Source organism: Sphingopyxis sp. MC1, from assembly GCF_000371385.1.
In the GTDB taxonomy this organism is placed as follows: Bacteria; Pseudomonadota; Alphaproteobacteria; order Sphingomonadales; family Sphingomonadaceae; genus Sphingopyxis; species Sphingopyxis terrae.
Genome location: NZ_AOUN01000006.1, coordinates 305,740 through 319,457, shown reverse-complemented (window position 1 = coordinate 319,457; position 13,718 = coordinate 305,740). Strand labels below are relative to the sequence as shown.

General features: G+C 65.0%; 15 protein-coding genes. 3 read left to right on the top strand and 12 right to left on the bottom strand.

Annotated features, from left to right (window positions below):
• Positions 1-3 precede the first annotated feature (3 nt).
• The gene (locus EBMC1_RS10605; RefSeq protein ID WP_231292898.1) at positions 4-1,293 is read right to left on the bottom strand and encodes an MFS transporter; all 1,290 of its coding nucleotides are present in this window, start codon (positions 1,291-1,293) and stop codon (positions 4-6) included.
• A 204-nt stretch (positions 1,294-1,497) separates the two neighbouring features.
• Between EBMC1_RS10605 and EBMC1_RS10600 the strand changes: the two genes are divergently transcribed.
• Positions 1,498-2,094, top strand: coding sequence for a class I SAM-dependent methyltransferase (locus tag EBMC1_RS10600; protein ID WP_051066408.1), 597 nt, complete (start codon positions 1,498-1,500; stop codon positions 2,092-2,094).
• Positions 2,095-2,098: 4 nt separating this feature from the next.
• Here the strand turns inward: EBMC1_RS10600 and EBMC1_RS10595 are convergent, their stop codons facing one another.
• On the bottom strand, positions 2,099-3,289 hold the full coding sequence (locus tag EBMC1_RS10595) for a phospholipase D-like domain-containing protein (protein WP_003044840.1): 1,191 nt from the start codon (positions 3,287-3,289) through the stop codon (positions 2,099-2,101).
• A 137-nt stretch (positions 3,290-3,426) separates the two neighbouring features.
• Here EBMC1_RS10595 and rpoZ point away from each other — a divergent pair, with 137 nt between their 5' ends.
• Positions 3,427-3,771, top strand: a complete 345-nt coding sequence (gene rpoZ / locus EBMC1_RS10590; protein ID WP_003044837.1) for a DNA-directed RNA polymerase subunit omega — start codon at positions 3,427-3,429, stop codon at positions 3,769-3,771.
• Between the two features lie 78 nt (positions 3,772-3,849).
• On the opposite strand, the gene EBMC1_RS10585 is transcribed toward rpoZ, so the two are convergent.
• From EBMC1_RS10585 to EBMC1_RS10555, 7 genes are all read right to left on the bottom strand, one after another.
• Positions 3,850-4,455 (bottom strand): DUF3800 domain-containing protein, encoded by a 606-nt coding sequence (locus EBMC1_RS10585; protein WP_003044833.1) that lies wholly within the window; start codon positions 4,453-4,455, stop codon positions 3,850-3,852.
• A 25-nt stretch (positions 4,456-4,480) separates the two neighbouring features.
• Positions 4,481-4,963, bottom strand: coding sequence for a hypothetical protein (locus tag EBMC1_RS10580; RefSeq protein ID WP_003044830.1), 483 nt, complete (start codon positions 4,961-4,963; stop codon positions 4,481-4,483).
• Between the two features lie 31 nt (positions 4,964-4,994).
• Positions 4,995-5,390: a hypothetical protein gene (locus EBMC1_RS10575; RefSeq protein WP_003044827.1), complete on the bottom strand. Its 396-nt coding sequence runs from the start codon at positions 5,388-5,390 to the stop codon at positions 4,995-4,997.
• 49 nt (positions 5,391-5,439) lie between these two features.
• Entirely contained in the window at positions 5,440-7,383 is a 1,944-nt protein-coding gene (gene ftsH, locus EBMC1_RS10570; RefSeq protein ID WP_003044825.1) for an ATP-dependent zinc metalloprotease FtsH, read from the bottom strand.
• A gap of 102 nt (positions 7,384-7,485) precedes the next feature.
• On the bottom strand, positions 7,486-8,478 hold the full coding sequence (tilS, locus tag EBMC1_RS10565; protein WP_003044822.1) for a tRNA lysidine(34) synthetase TilS: 993 nt from the start codon (positions 8,476-8,478) through the stop codon (positions 7,486-7,488).
• Positions 8,432-9,346 carry a tetratricopeptide repeat protein gene (locus EBMC1_RS10560; RefSeq protein WP_051066407.1) on the bottom strand — a complete coding sequence of 305 codons (915 nt, stop codon included), beginning with the start codon at positions 9,344-9,346 and terminating at the stop codon, positions 8,432-8,434. The genes tilS and EBMC1_RS10560 overlap by 47 nt, the downstream gene beginning before the upstream one ends.
• Before the next feature lie 177 nt (positions 9,347-9,523).
• On the bottom strand, positions 9,524-10,396 hold the full coding sequence (locus tag EBMC1_RS10555; protein ID WP_003044817.1) for a helix-turn-helix domain-containing protein: 873 nt from the start codon (positions 10,394-10,396) through the stop codon (positions 9,524-9,526).
• A gap of 60 nt (positions 10,397-10,456) precedes the next feature.
• Between EBMC1_RS10555 and EBMC1_RS18980 the strand changes: the two genes are divergently transcribed.
• The gene (locus tag EBMC1_RS18980) at positions 10,457-10,825 is read left to right on the top strand and encodes a DUF1328 domain-containing protein (protein ID WP_442852383.1); all 369 of its coding nucleotides are present in this window, start codon (positions 10,457-10,459) and stop codon (positions 10,823-10,825) included.
• Between the two features lie 122 nt (positions 10,826-10,947).
• Here the strand turns inward: EBMC1_RS18980 and hslU are convergent, their stop codons facing one another.
• The 3 genes from hslU to EBMC1_RS10535 are packed head-to-tail and all read right to left on the bottom strand — an operon-like array spanning position 10,948 to position 13,676.
• The gene (hslU, locus tag EBMC1_RS10545; RefSeq protein ID WP_003044812.1) at positions 10,948-12,249 is read right to left on the bottom strand and encodes an ATP-dependent protease ATPase subunit HslU; all 1,302 of its coding nucleotides are present in this window, start codon (positions 12,247-12,249) and stop codon (positions 10,948-10,950) included.
• Between the two features lie 4 nt (positions 12,250-12,253).
• Positions 12,254-12,820: an ATP-dependent protease subunit HslV gene (hslV, locus tag EBMC1_RS10540; RefSeq protein ID WP_003044808.1), complete on the bottom strand. Its 567-nt coding sequence runs from the start codon at positions 12,818-12,820 to the stop codon at positions 12,254-12,256.
• 49 nt (positions 12,821-12,869) lie between these two features.
• The gene (locus EBMC1_RS10535) at positions 12,870-13,676 is read right to left on the bottom strand and encodes a class I mannose-6-phosphate isomerase (protein ID WP_003044800.1); all 807 of its coding nucleotides are present in this window, start codon (positions 13,674-13,676) and stop codon (positions 12,870-12,872) included.
• Positions 13,677-13,718: the final 42 nt, after the last annotated feature.

Genomic DNA, 13,718 nt, shown 5'->3' with positions numbered 1-13,718 from the left:
TGCTCAGTTTGCGGGCTGGTCCTGTCGTAAGGCGGACCAGCCCCAGAGGACGAGCCAGCCGCAAAAAGCGGCCATCAGTCCGTAGCTGATCATCGGGTGCCAATTGTAGAGCAGGACGCCGATGGCGGGCGAGATGATATAGGCCGATCCATTGATCGACGCCGTCATCCCGGCGACGCTGCCTTGGTCGCGGCGCGGGACCGAGAGCGAGGCGCCGGCGGTAAATCCGGGCCGAAACAGTCCGAAGCCGAGCGAGGCGAGGGCGAAACCGATGACGATCGCGTGCAGATCCTGCGCCAGCCCGGTCATGAGGATGCCGACGCCCCCAAAAGCGGCGCCGTACAGGACGGTGGTGCGCGGGGTCATCTTGAGCAGCGGGATCAGCCCCCATTGCGAGAGCAGCGTCGCAAAGGCGCCGGCCATCAGCACGATACCCGTAATCGCTGCGCCTTCGTCGGGCCTCAGACGCAGATGCAGCCGGTCGAGAATGAGAAAGCCGATGACGCCGAGCATCATCGCCTGCGCCTGACCGCCGAAAAATCCCGCGAGCAGCCAGGGGCGCACGCGCCGGTCGCGCCAGCCGAGCGATTCCTGCTCGGCGGGGTCGAGTTCATTCTCATCCTCGGCGGTCGGTTCGCCCGGTCCTGCAGAGAGCGGATAGGAGGCGATCGCACCGCGTGCCGCGAAGCGCGGCATATCGTCGGGAAGCCGCCAGCGCAGCATCACAAGCACCGTGAGGCCGATCAGGGCAAAGACGAGCAACGGCCCCGCAAGGCCGAAGATCGGGAGAATGAAGAAGGGCGCAACCGCGGGGCCGATCACCGTGCCGAGCCCGAAGGAGGAGGAGACCAGCGACAGCGCCTGCGTGCGCTCCTCGGGATCGGTGCGTGCGGCAACATAGGCCTGGACCGCGGGCGGCGCGGCCGAGCCGAAGCCGCCGTAGAGGCTGCGGAAAAGCGCGAAGAGAATGAAGGTCGCGCCCGCGGCGAGCCAGCCCTGGAGCCCGGCCCACAAGGTCACGCCGCACAGCGCCATCGACAGGAAAAAACCGATGATTCCGCGCGCCATCAGCACCTTGCGCCCGCGCTTGTCCGACTGGCGCGCCCAATAGGGAGCGGTAAGCACCCAGAGCAAGGCCGACCAGCTGAACGCCAGGCTGACCCAGACATCGGGGATGTGAAGCTTGGCGCCGATGGCGGGAAGAATCGACTGCATCGCGGTATTGCCCGCGGCGGCGACGAGCATGATGGCGAAGAGGACGGCCATGCGATCGGCCGGAATCGAGCGCGTCATATTGCTCAATTCGTCCTCCCCCTGTTTTCCAACCATTTACCGCAAGTGGCTGTTTCCCTACACGCCGCCGGGCGTCTGTCCAGTGTCAAGACAGACTCTTTTCTTGCACCGCCGCCACGATTTTGCCACTCCACCAAGAACCGCAACAACGCGAAAGCCATCATGACCAATCCGCGGGCGCAGGCCCAAGAATCGAAAATCGCGATGTCCCGTCGGATCCGCGAGAGGCTGAAGCGATTTTTTGGCCCTTGGGGTATGTTCGTGAAGGGATTCATCAAGCATCCCGTCATGGTCGGGTCGATCGTGCCCTCGTCACCGACGCTGATCCGCCACATGCTGCGGCCCGTCGACTGGAAGAATACCAAGCTGTTCGTCGAATATGGCCCCGGCGTCGGCACCTTTTGCCGCCCGGTGCTCGAACGGCTGGCGGGCGATGCGATGCTGATCGCGATCGACACGAACGAGGATTTCATCGCCTATCTGCGCAAGGAGATCCGCGACAGCCGCTTCGTTGCGGTGCATGGCTCCGCGGCAGACGTTGAAGAAATCGTCAAGGCGCACGGTTTCGACAAGGCCGATTATGTGCTGTCGGGTCTGCCCTTTTCGACGCTCCCGGCAGGCGTCGGGCCGGCGATCGCGGCAGCGACGCACCGCGTGCTACGCCCGGGCGGGGCCTTCCTCGTCTATCAGTTCCGCGCCCGCGCCCGCGATTTTCTCGCGGCACATTTCAAGCGCATCGACAACGCCTTCGAATGGGTCAATGTCCCGCCCTGTTTCCTGTTCTGGGGCTGGAAAGACTGAGCCCTCAAAGCTCGGGATCGGGTTCGGCGAGCCCGAAATTCAGCCGCCGCGATACCGTATAATCGGCCACACCGACCACGAACCAGGCAAGCGTCCAGCGCAGCCGGGTCAGCCAGCCGGCGCGGGCCTTGTGCGTTTCGGCGGTAATTACGTCGCAATCCTCTTCGAGTCCTGCGACGAAACCGCGCATGCGCTGTGCAAAGTCCGCATCCGCGATCCGCACCATGATCTCGACATTCACGAACAGGCTTCGCACGTCGAAATTGGCCGATCCGATATAGACGATGTCGTCGATGACGATCAGCTTCATGTGCAATTTGCACGGCCGATATTCCCAAACCGCCCCGCCTTTGCGCAGAAGATAGCCGTAGAGCAGACGCGAGGCGCCGATCGTCGCAGCATTGTCCGATTTGCTCGCCATGACGAAACGCGCGCGCCCGAAGCGCGCGACGCGTCCGAGCCGGCGCAACATCCCCTGCGTCGGCGAGAAATAGGCCATCGCCATGTCGAGTTGCCGTGCCCCCTCGAGATCGGCGCGCACGGCGCGCGCCCATGGTGAGAGGCGCTGCGTCGGACCGCCGACAAGCCAGGTCACGGCGCCGTATTCGACCGGCCATTCGCGGATCAGTCGCCGGAGCATGAGAAGCTTGCCGTCATGATGGACGGCATAGTCGCGTATTTGCGCGAACCACTGGACGGCGCGCGCGACGCTCGGCCCGCGCAGGACCATCCCCAGATCGAACCAGCAGTCGGCGCGCGGTGGGCTCAGATAGTCGTCGGATATGTTGAAGCCGCCGGTGATCGCGATATCGCCGTCGACCAGGATCAGTTTTTGGTGGTTGCGGATCAGATAGCTCGATCGCCAGCGGCGCGAGAAATAGGTCACTTCGCCGCCCGCATCACGCAGCGGCACGAAGATGCTGTCGGCCGTGTTCGACGAACCGAAACTGTCGATGACCGCGCGCACGCGGACGCCGCGCCGCGCCGCGCGGGCAAGCGCTTCGAGAACGTCGGTCCCCGCGCCGTCGCCCTCGAAGATATACATGACGAGGTCGATGCTGCGGATCGCGCCATTGATCAGGGTGAGCAATCGTTCGAGCCGCGCGGCGCCGTCGAACAGCAGCTCGATCCGGTGCCCCGCCACATCGGCGCTCCAATGCAATCCGTCGCGGGCAGGGGCAGGGGGTTCGGTCATTCTGCGCCTGTCATAAGCAGGAGCCGCGAAGCGCCGCAAGCGCCCCGGTTTTGTTGACATATCGGGCGCTGCCTGCTAGCGCGCAGCGCTTGCCGCCATGCCCATCGGGCTGGCCTCTCCTCATCTAAGGAAACAAGATGGCCCGCGTTACCGTCGAAGATTGCGTCGACAAAGTTCCCAACCGTTTCGATCTGGTGCTGCTTTCGGCGCATCGCGCCCGCGAAATTTCGGGTGGCTCGGAGCTGACCATCGATCGCGATCGCGACAAGAATCCGGTCGTCGCGCTGCGCGAGATCGCCGAGCAGACGATCCGCCCCGTCGACCTCAAGGACGCGCTCACCGGATCGCTGCAGAAGGTTGTCGTCGACGATGACGATACGCCCGATGAAATCAGCTCGATCGCCCGCTCGGCCGAGGCGCTTCGCCTCACCGCCGCTGCGCCGCCGCGCAGTCCCGCGGGTGGCGGCGCCGATTTCGACTAAGATCGGCGAAAGCACTACCGAAAGGGGCTGCGGGAAACCGCGGCCCCTTTTCGTTTCTGGGCCCCCTTGGCGGCGCGCTCAGGGAAGCTGCGTGAGTTCGGCGACGCGGATCGCGCGCGAGGCGAGCATCGGTTCGATAATGATGCCGATGCGCCGTGCACGCGGTGACGCGACCTCGACATTATAGAGGCTGTTCGCGACGACATCGGCGATCTGCACGCCTTCCGAGCGGCGGCTGTCGGCGAGCGACGCGCGGCCCCAGCCGCCGAGCCCGGTCTGGATCGCCTCGCGGACATTTTCGAGAATTACAGGATCGTAGCGGCCGTCGTCGATCACCACGTCGCTGCACACACCGCCCGTTTCGGGGAGCCAGCTTCCGATCGCGAGATCGAGAAGCGCGGCATAGAGCGCCAGATCGCTTGTCGGCTGGCCGTTGGCCGGCGGCTGGAGCCGCGCGCGTTTGGCGACGGCCACCCAGGCGCGTCCGCCCGCCCGGTCGAAAAGTTCGAGGAGATAGGCGCGCTCGGTCAGGCTGATACGGCTGCCCTTGAGTTCGCCGCGCAGGCCCGTCACGGCGCGAAAGCGGGCATGGATTTGCGCCGCGGCTTCGGGGGTAAGCATCACAGCGGCAAAAGTCATCGCGCCGGCGTTGAGGCCGCCCGATTCGTCGCAATATATGGTCATGCCTGCGCCGCGCCCCGTGCGTCGATCATTTGACGCGGCCGAAAAAGGCAACCGAGCGCGATCCGCCTGCCGGTACGGCGGTGCTCCAGAGCCAGCGGACATGAGTCACGTCGGCATCGGTCGCCGCGCGCGGCGACCCATCGGCGCCGGGGAGGGTGAGTCCCACAAGATCGCCGAAGCTCTTGCCGCCGTCGACCGAGACGCTGAAATCGGCGCGGTCGTCGGTGCCGTCGAAAACTAGCCCTGCGGGGATCGGGTTGACGATGCGAACCCCCGTCGCCGGGCTGAGCCCGGGATTGGCGAACAGCAGCGTGACGCGCACGCGGTCGCCGGGAACGACGACGTCCGGGGCGACGTAGGATTTGACGGGCTTGGCGCTGTCGGCGCCGCTCACCTTCTCGAGTTCCACCGTCGAGGTCAGCGCGCCCTTTTCCTGCGCGGCGGCCATGGGGCCGGCGGCGCCAAGGCCTGCCGCGAGAATATATGCGAAAAGCCTGCCGCGCATCATCTGGTCCTTAGAATGTTGGAAATCGGCTTGGTCAAGCGGGGCAGGGATAGCGTTTCCGCATCAACCCGTCGAACGCCATGTTGATCGTTGTGCGGCTGCGGCTCTGCGGTGGATAGGTGCGAAGATGCGCGAGCCATTGCTCGGGGGTCAGCGTGCCGCTTTTCGGCGGACAGCTGGCCGATTTGCGTCCCGCTTTGCGGTCGGCCTCGATCCGCGCCTGATAGCGCTTGCCTGCCGCGATGACCTCGCCCTTGAGCTGGTCCGTCTCGGGCATGGCGAGCGCGAGCGGCCCAAGCCGCTGCAACGCTTCGGCGCGCTGGAGGAAGGTCGCGACGCTCATGTCGCCGGGCGACGCCGCGGTCAAAACCAGCCCGGCGGCCAGAGCCGCCGAAACCAGTCCCATGCGCTGCATCCTGCCGTTCATCATGCCGCCGAAATTCCTTCGGCGCCCTGAATACCGGCTGAATCGACGGTCGTCACGCGCCCTGAGGATGCGTGTCGCCGAAGGGGCGCGGTTTGCGCTTGATCTGCGGCAGGCCGCCGGCGTGACCCTGAATGGGGGCGCCGGGCTTGTTCGCGTCGCTGTCGCGGCCGATGTCCTCGCCCTTGATCGCTCGGCGCGCTTCCTCGCCCGAGAGCGTCTCATATTCGAGCAGCGCTCCTGCAAGCAGATGCAGCTCGTCGAGATGGTCGGTGAGCACCTTGCGCGCCGTCTTCTCGCCGTCCTCGACGAGGCGGCGAACTTCGGCGTCGATCAGCTTGGCCGTTTCTTCCGACATGTTCTGCGCGCGCGAAACGCTGTGGCCGAGGAAGACCTCGTCCTGATTGTCGCGGTAGCGCAGCCAGCCGAGCTTGTCGGACATGCCATATTCCATGACCATCGAGCGCGCCATGTCGGTCGCCTGCTGGATGTCGTTCGACGCACCGGTATTGAGCTCATCCTTGCCGTAGATGAGCTGCTCGGCGATGCGGCCGCCGAAGCAGAGCGCGAGGCGCGCCTTCATCTGCTTCATGCTCATCGAATAGCGGTCGCGTTCGGGCAGGTTCCACGTGACCCCAAGCGCGCGGCCGCGCGGGATGATCGTCACCTTGTGCAGCGGATCATTATGCTCGACGTGAATCGACACGAGCGCGTGGCCGGCCTCGTGATAGGCGGTGGCCTTCTTTTCGTCCTCGGTCATCACCATCGAACGGCGTTCGGCGCCCATCAGCACCTTGTCCTTGGCTTCCTCGAACTCGCTCGACGCAATCAGGCGCTTGCCCTTGCGGGCCGCGAGCAGTGCGGCTTCGTTGGCAAGATTGGCGAGGTCGGCACCCGAAAAGCCGGGCGTACCGCGCGCGATGCGGCGCAGGTCGACATCGGGCGCGAGCGGCTTCTTGCGCGTGTGAACCTCGAGGATCTTCTGGCGGCCTTCGATGTCGGGGCGCGGGACGACGACTTGGCGGTCGAAGCGGCCCGGACGCAGCAGCGCCGGATCGAGCACGTCGGGGCGGTTGGTCGCGGCGACGATGATGATGCCCTCGTTCGCCTCGAAGCCGTCCATTTCGACGAGCAACTGGTTCAACGTCTGTTCGCGCTCGTCATTGCCGTTGCCGAGGCCGGCACCGCGATGGCGGCCGACCGCGTCGATTTCGTCGATGAAGACGATACACGGCGCATTGCGCTTGGCCTGCTCGAACATGTCGCGCACGCGGCTCGCGCCCACGCCGACAAACATTTCGACGAAATCGGAACCCGAGATGGTGAAGAAGGGGACGCCGGCTTCACCCGCGATCGCGCGGGCGAGCAACGTCTTGCCGGTGCCCGGCGAGCCGACGAGCAGCGCACCCTTCGGAATCTGGCCGCCGAGCTTGGAAAATTTGCTCGGATCTTTGAGGAATTCGACGATTTCCTGCAGTTCTTCGCGCGCCTCGTCGATGCCGGCGACATCGTCGAAGGTCACGCGGCCCTGCTTCTCGGTGAGCATCTTGGCGCGGCTCTTGCCGAAGCCCATCGCGCCCGATCCATTATTCTTCTGGACCTGGCGGAAGACGAAGAAGGCGATGCCGAGGATCAGCATGAAGGGCAGCGCCTGGATCAGCAGATAGACCCAGATATTGCCCTGGTCGGTCGGCTTGCCGTCATATTTGACGCCATTGTCGTTGAGCAGCTTGAGCAGTTCGGGATCGCGGACGATATTGGCCGAGAAGTTTTCGCCATTGGTCAGCTTGCCGGAAACGCGGTCGTCGGAGAGGACGACTTCCTTCACGGCGCCTTCCTGAACCTTCTCACGGAATTCCGAATAGGCCATCGGCGAACCGGTGCCCTGTGAGACGCCGCCGAACATCGATGCGACGAGGAGCATGGCAAGCAGGATGCCGCTCCAGATCATCACGCTCTTCATCCAGGGGTTGCCCTGCGGTTCCTTGTCGTCCTGCATTCGGAAAATATCCCAATCAACGCCAGCATCGCGAGAAGCCGCGACTATAGGCTGCAAGATAGGAATATCCGGTTAAATGACAATGCGCCAAGCGCGATAAATTCAGCTTTTCCGCCGCGGCGCCGAGGAAATGCGCCAGATTGAGCCGTCGCGCTCGCCCGCGGCGTCGATCAACAGGCTACCGACCATTGCGCGCCGGCCCTCGCGCATCGCCGCGATGACCGTGTCGAGGGTAACGCCGCGCAGCACGAGTCGCGGGTCGGCATGCGAAAGGCGGCGCATGACGATGCGGCGGAAAAGCTCGGGCGGATAGCCGAGATCGCGGATGACGGCCGTGTCGTCGACCTCGGGCCAGCTCGTGATCGCCTGGTCGACAGCCCAGTCGAGCGCCTCGTCGGCTTCGGCGAGCCAGCGCGCCGAGCGCGCGGCGGCTTCGGCGTCGATCGTGGACTGATAGCGCAGCGCATGGCGCAGCCGCGCCCGGTCGAAGCGCTCGTCACTGTTCGACGGGTCGTCGACGAACGGAATGTCCTGGTCGAGCGCGAGCCGCGTCAGGTCCATGTGCCGCCAGCCGAGCAGCGGGCGCAAAACCTGGCCGTTGCGGGCGCGGATCGAGGCCAGGCCGCCGACGCCGCTGCTGCGGTTGAGCCGCATGATCATGGTTTCGAGCTGATCGTCGGCATGGTGCGCGGTGACGATGAAGTCGATTCCCTGTTCGCGGCGCCAGCCGTCGAGCAGATCATAGCGCGCCGTTCGCGCCGCGGCCTGCAGCGAGCCCGCGATTGGACTATCCGGCGTCAGCGTTGCGTGGGGAATATGTTCACGCGCGCAGAAAGCTGCGACCATGCGCGCCTCTTCGGCCGAACCGCTGCGCAATCCGTGATCGACCGTTGCCGCCCGGACCTGCCCGGGCAGCAGCGAAGCCATCAGCCAGAGCAGCGCCATGCTGTCGGGGCCGCCCGATACGGCGACGCCATAGTCACGGCGATGCCAGTCGGCGCCGACGAGCGTGGCGAGTTCGCCGCCGAGCCGCTCGACGGCGTCGCTTTCAACAGCCTGCTTTTGCTTTTGCGGCGGCAGCATCGTCGCGGACATCCTTCGGTGCCTTGTCGCCATAGACCTCATCCAGTTCGCGGAAGGCCTTGCAGGCGTCGGCTTTGCGCCCGAGCTTGTCGAGCGCTACTCCCATATACATCAGGCTGTGCGGCGCGCGGGGCCCGCTCGGCCGATCCTTGTAATTATTATAGAAAGCGACGGCGGCAAGGCTCGGCTTGCCTTCATCGAGGTAGGCGCGCCCGAGCAGGTTCTGCGCATAGCTTGCCTGGTTGCTCTTCGGCCATTTTGCCACGACCTGTTTGAGCTGCGCCTGCGCCTCGGGATAGAGTTTGGCGTCCCACAGGCGGAAGCCGTAGGTATAGGCATCTTCGGCTTCGTTGCCGGTCGCCGGAATTTCGACCTTCTTGACGAGCGCGAGCCGGTTGGCGTCGGGTTTGCTCGCGGCGGGCGTCGTCGTTGAGGGCTTTTTGGTGGTCGTAGTCGTCGACGCCTGCGTCACCGTGGCAGGCTTGGTCGCCCCCGAACCCGATGCAAGCGGCAGACTTGCCGGGGTTTCACCGCCGATGGCGGGGGCGGCGAGGCGCTTTTCCATTTCGGCCTTATAGGCGGCGAACTGCTTTTCGAGTTCGCGTAGTTGATAGCTGTTCTGCTCGGTCTGGCCGGTGAGCGTCTGAAGCTGGGCTTCGAGCGCATCGACGCGCGCGGTGAGGTCGATGACCGGGGCATTGCCCTTCGCGCGTTCGCCGGGCGTGTTGTCGGGCGCGATCTCGCCCTCGAAGAAAGCGGGGCTGCCGCCGGGGAAGACCGAGCGCTGGACCGCCCGCATTTCCTTTTCCAATCGCTCGACGCGCTTGTCGATCCCGGCGTCCTGCGCCTGTGCAACAGGCGCCGCTGTCAGCGCGATCATTGCCGCGCCGATCAAAGACCCTTGTAACTTCCTCATCTGCCGTGCGGCCCCCACCAGTTAACTATCTCGTCTCTATGCTCTCATAACGCCGCAAACGGCGGATACGCAAACCCATTTCGGCGCGCGGCCGCGTCGATCCGTCGGGAACGGAGTCGATCCGTCGGGAACGGAGAGGAATCAGGGGCGCGCGGGCGCGCCTTTGGCCTTGGGCAGCGGAACCGTCGCGGTACTGCCGCTTCCTTCGGCGCGCGCCACGAGGTCGGCGGGTTTGAGCGAGATTCCCTTGACGAGCGTATCGGCGGGGCCGGTCGCGCCGACGTCGCGGCCGCCGACGGTGATCTTGAGCGCCTGCGGGCGGCTCGTGCGCAGCGTGAACTGCTCGATATAGGCTGCGGGAACCTCATAGGTCTCGCCGGCGTCGAGCGTCCGCCAATTCTCGGTCTTGCCGGTCGCATCGTCGAAACCGATCCACACTTCGGAAAGGCCGGTGAGCACGACCGGGGCATTGGCCGGAATGGCAGCATTCGGGGCCGCCGCCTTGGGGGTGCCTGCCGCGGGCGTTGCGGCAGCGGGAGCTTCCGATGCATCGGCGTCGGCATTCTGCGCCGCGATCAGCGCCTCGTCGGGTTCGACCGACAGGAAACGCCACACACCATAGGCCGACACCAGCAAGAGCGCGACGATGACAAGCGTCCAGGTCAGCCGTGCGGTCGGCAGGCGGGCGGGGTCGGTCGGCTCATAAGCTTCGTAAAGCGGTCGCGCGCCATATTCATCCTCGTCGAGTTCGCGGCGAAGCTCGGCGGCGATTTCGGCCTCGGGCAGATCGAGCGCGCGGGCATAGGCGCGGGCGAAGCCGGTGACATAAGTCCGGCCCGGAAGTTCCGAAAATTCCGAGTTTTCTATGGCTTGAAGATGCCGCTGGGTCACACGCGTACGCGTCGCGATGTCGGCGAGCGAAAGCCCCGCCGCCTCGCGCGCTAGGCGAAGCCGGTCGCCGGTGCGCGTGATCGCCAACTCGCCCTGCTGCGGGGCGACGTCCTCATCTGCCATTACTGTCTCCGTGCCGGTCGCTTGCAACCCGTTTCGACCGTGTCGCCTCGTTCTCGCATTGTGGACGCGCGAAAGTCAAATGAAGTTCCGCAAACAACAGGCCGAAAGGAAGCGGATTCCGGATTGGCGGAAAAGCCGACGTGCGGACGCGAGGACGGGGCAGGGAACATTCGCCGCCGCTCATCCGTTCAGATCATCGTTCCCGCGAAACAAAGCGCGCGAATCCGGATGATTAGGTGTCGAAAGGATTTCAGCATGTTCAAATGGGCGTTGATCTTCGCCGTGATCGCATTGCTCGCGGCCGTTCTCGGCTTTTCCGGCGTTGCCGGCGCGGCAGCCGGGATCGCCAAAATCCTCTTCTTCGTCGGCTTGGCCTTGGTTGTTCTGTTCCTCGTCCTCGGTTCGGCCGCGGCGAAGAAGATCAGCTGACAGGTCGCGACATAAGTGACGAAAAAAAGCGGGCGGCTTCAAGCCGCCCGCATTTTTTGTGCGCAATCGGGGGGGGGGAGGGGGGCGGCTCCTGCCGCCATCCGGCGATGGGGCGCTAGCTGTCAGAGCACATATTTGCTGAGATCTGTGTCCCCCACGACATCGGCGAGTTGCTTGTCGACATAGGCGGCGTCGATTTCGAGCGTCGTGCCGGGCATATCCTCGGCAGTGAAGCTCACTTCCTCGACAAGCCGCTCCATGATCGTCTGGAGCCGGCGGGCCCCGATATTCTCGACCTTTTCGTTCACCTCTGCCGCGAGCCGGGCGACGCGTGCGATCGCATCGGCGGTGAAGCTGAGCGTGACCCCTTCGGTCCCGAGCAGCGCGGCATATTGCTCGGGCAGGCCCGCCTTGGTTTCGCTGAGGATGCGAACGAAATCCTCCTCGCTCAGCGCGCCTAATTCGACGCGGATCGGCAGACGGCCCTGCAATTCGGGGAGAAGGTCGCTGGGCTTGGCGACATGGAACGCACCGCTGGCGATAAAGAGGATATGATCGGTCTTCATCGGGCCATATTTGGTCGCGACGGTCGTCCCTTCGATGAGCGGCAACAGGTCGCGCTGGACGCCCTCGCGGCTGATCGAGCCACCGCGCACGTCGCTGACCGCGATCTTGTCGATCTCGTCGAGGAACACGATCCCATTGGCTTCGGCATCGGCGAGCGCGACGCGCGCGACATCGTCCTGATCGAGCCGCTTGTCCTGCTCTTCCTCGATCAGCCGTGTCGCGGCGTCGATGACCTTCATCTTGCGGCGCTTCTTGGGCAGGCCGCCCATCGCCTTGCCGAGCATGTCGGAGAGATTGATCATGCTCATCTGGCCGGGCTGGCCGGGCAGGTCGAACGGCATGCCGGGGGCGTCGGAGACCTCGATCTCGACTTCGCTGTCGTCGAGATGGCCTTCGCGGATACGCTGGCGGAAGCTCTGGCGCGTGGCTTCGCTGGCGCCCTTGCCGGTCAGCGCGTCGAGGAGGCGCTCCATCGCGGCTTCCTCGGCGGCCGCGCGCACCGCGCCGCGGCGGCGATCTTTCTCGAGCCGCACCGCTTCCTCGACCAGATCGCGCGCGATCTGCTCGACGTCGCGGCCGACATAACCGACTTCGGTGAACTTGGTCGCCTCGACCTTGATGAAGGGAGCATCGGCGAGCTTGGCCAGGCGGCGCGAAATCTCGGTCTTGCCGCACCCCGTCGGGCCGATCATCAGGATATTCTTGGGGCTGACCTCATCGCGCAGATCGGGGGCGAGCTGCTGGCGGCGCCAGCGATTGCGCAGCGCGACGGCGACCGCGCGCTTGGCATCCTTCTGGCCGATGATGTGCGTGTCGAGCGCGGCGACGATCGCCTTCGGAGTCAAATCCTTGTTCATGATATTATGCCTGAATTTCGATGGTTTCGAGCGTGGTCTGGTCGTTGGTGTAGACGCAGATATCGGCGGCGACCTGCATCGCCTTTTTCGCCAGCACCTCGGGATCCTTTTCATAATCGGCGAGTGCGCGCGCCGCCGACAGCGCGAAATTGCCGCCCGAGCCGATCGCGGCGATACCGCCGAGCGGTTCGAGGACGTCGCCGTTGCCGGTGATGACGAGCGTCACTTCCTTGTCAGCGACGATCATCATCGCTTCGAGATTGCGCAGATATTTGTCGGTGCGCCAGTCCTTGGCGAGTTCGACCGCGGCGCGCAGCAACTGACCATTGTGGCGTTCGAGCTTGGTCTCGAGCCGTTCGAACAGGGTGAAGGCGTCGGCGGTCGCACCCGCGAAACCCCCGATCACGCTGCCGTCGTGGAGGCGGCGGACCTTACGGGCGTTGGGCTTCATCACCGTCTGCCCCATCGACACCTGACCGTCGCCGATTACGACGACCTTGTCTGCATTGCGGGCGGAGAGGATGGTGGTTCCGTGCCAGGGCGCGTCACGGTGCGCGGTCGATTGGGTCATGCGGCGCGATATGGGTAAAGCGGCGCCGAGCCGCAAGGGGAGGGGGCGATCAGGCGGCCCAGCAGAGCAGCGCTCGGGTGCCCGGCGCCATTTCAAGCGAAGATAAGTCTTCGAGCAGGCCGACTGCCCCGAACGGCAAGGGTTCGTCGCCGATGCTGCAGCCGTCGGCTAGCGGAACGAGCGTCAGACTTTGCCCGGTCGGTCCGACAAAGTCGCGATCGAAAGGCGCCGCCAGATGCAGCAGATGGAAGTGGGGCCCATCGACAAGGCGCTTGTTCACCGCCGGGTCGATCGCGCAATGCGGCGCGCCGTGGGACAGCGCAGCATCGACAACCGCAAGCCCGTCATCGAGGTGCAGTTCGCGCGGCCGGCCATAATCGAAGAGGCGGTAGGTGCAGTCGGCATTCTGCTGCACCTCCACCAAGGTCAGCCCGCCGCCGATCGCGTGGATCGTGCCCGCCGCATTATAGAAGAATTCGCCCGCGTGTGCCGGCCGCCAATCGATCATGTCGACGATCGATCCATCCTGCGCCGCGGCGCGAAGCGCGGCCACATCGGTGGGGGCTTTCAGGCCGAGGCCAAGTTCGGCGTCCGGTTCAGCGCCCAGGATCAGCCAGCATTCGTCCTTGCCGCGCGCATGTCCGGCGGCGCGTGCGCGGACGTCGTCGGGGTGAACCTGAATCGACAGCCGCTCGGAGGTGAACAGGAATTTGATCATCAGCGGCGCGGCATCGCCGTCGGGATGCGCGAACCATATCTCGCCGATGCGCCGTTCGCCGAAGTCACCGAATGCCGCGGGAATGTCGGTCCGTCCCCACGGCTTTTCGACGATATGCGGGGGAAGGTGGGTCAACATGACGATGTCATGTGTCGCGTGCGCGAGGACGTCAAGCGACCG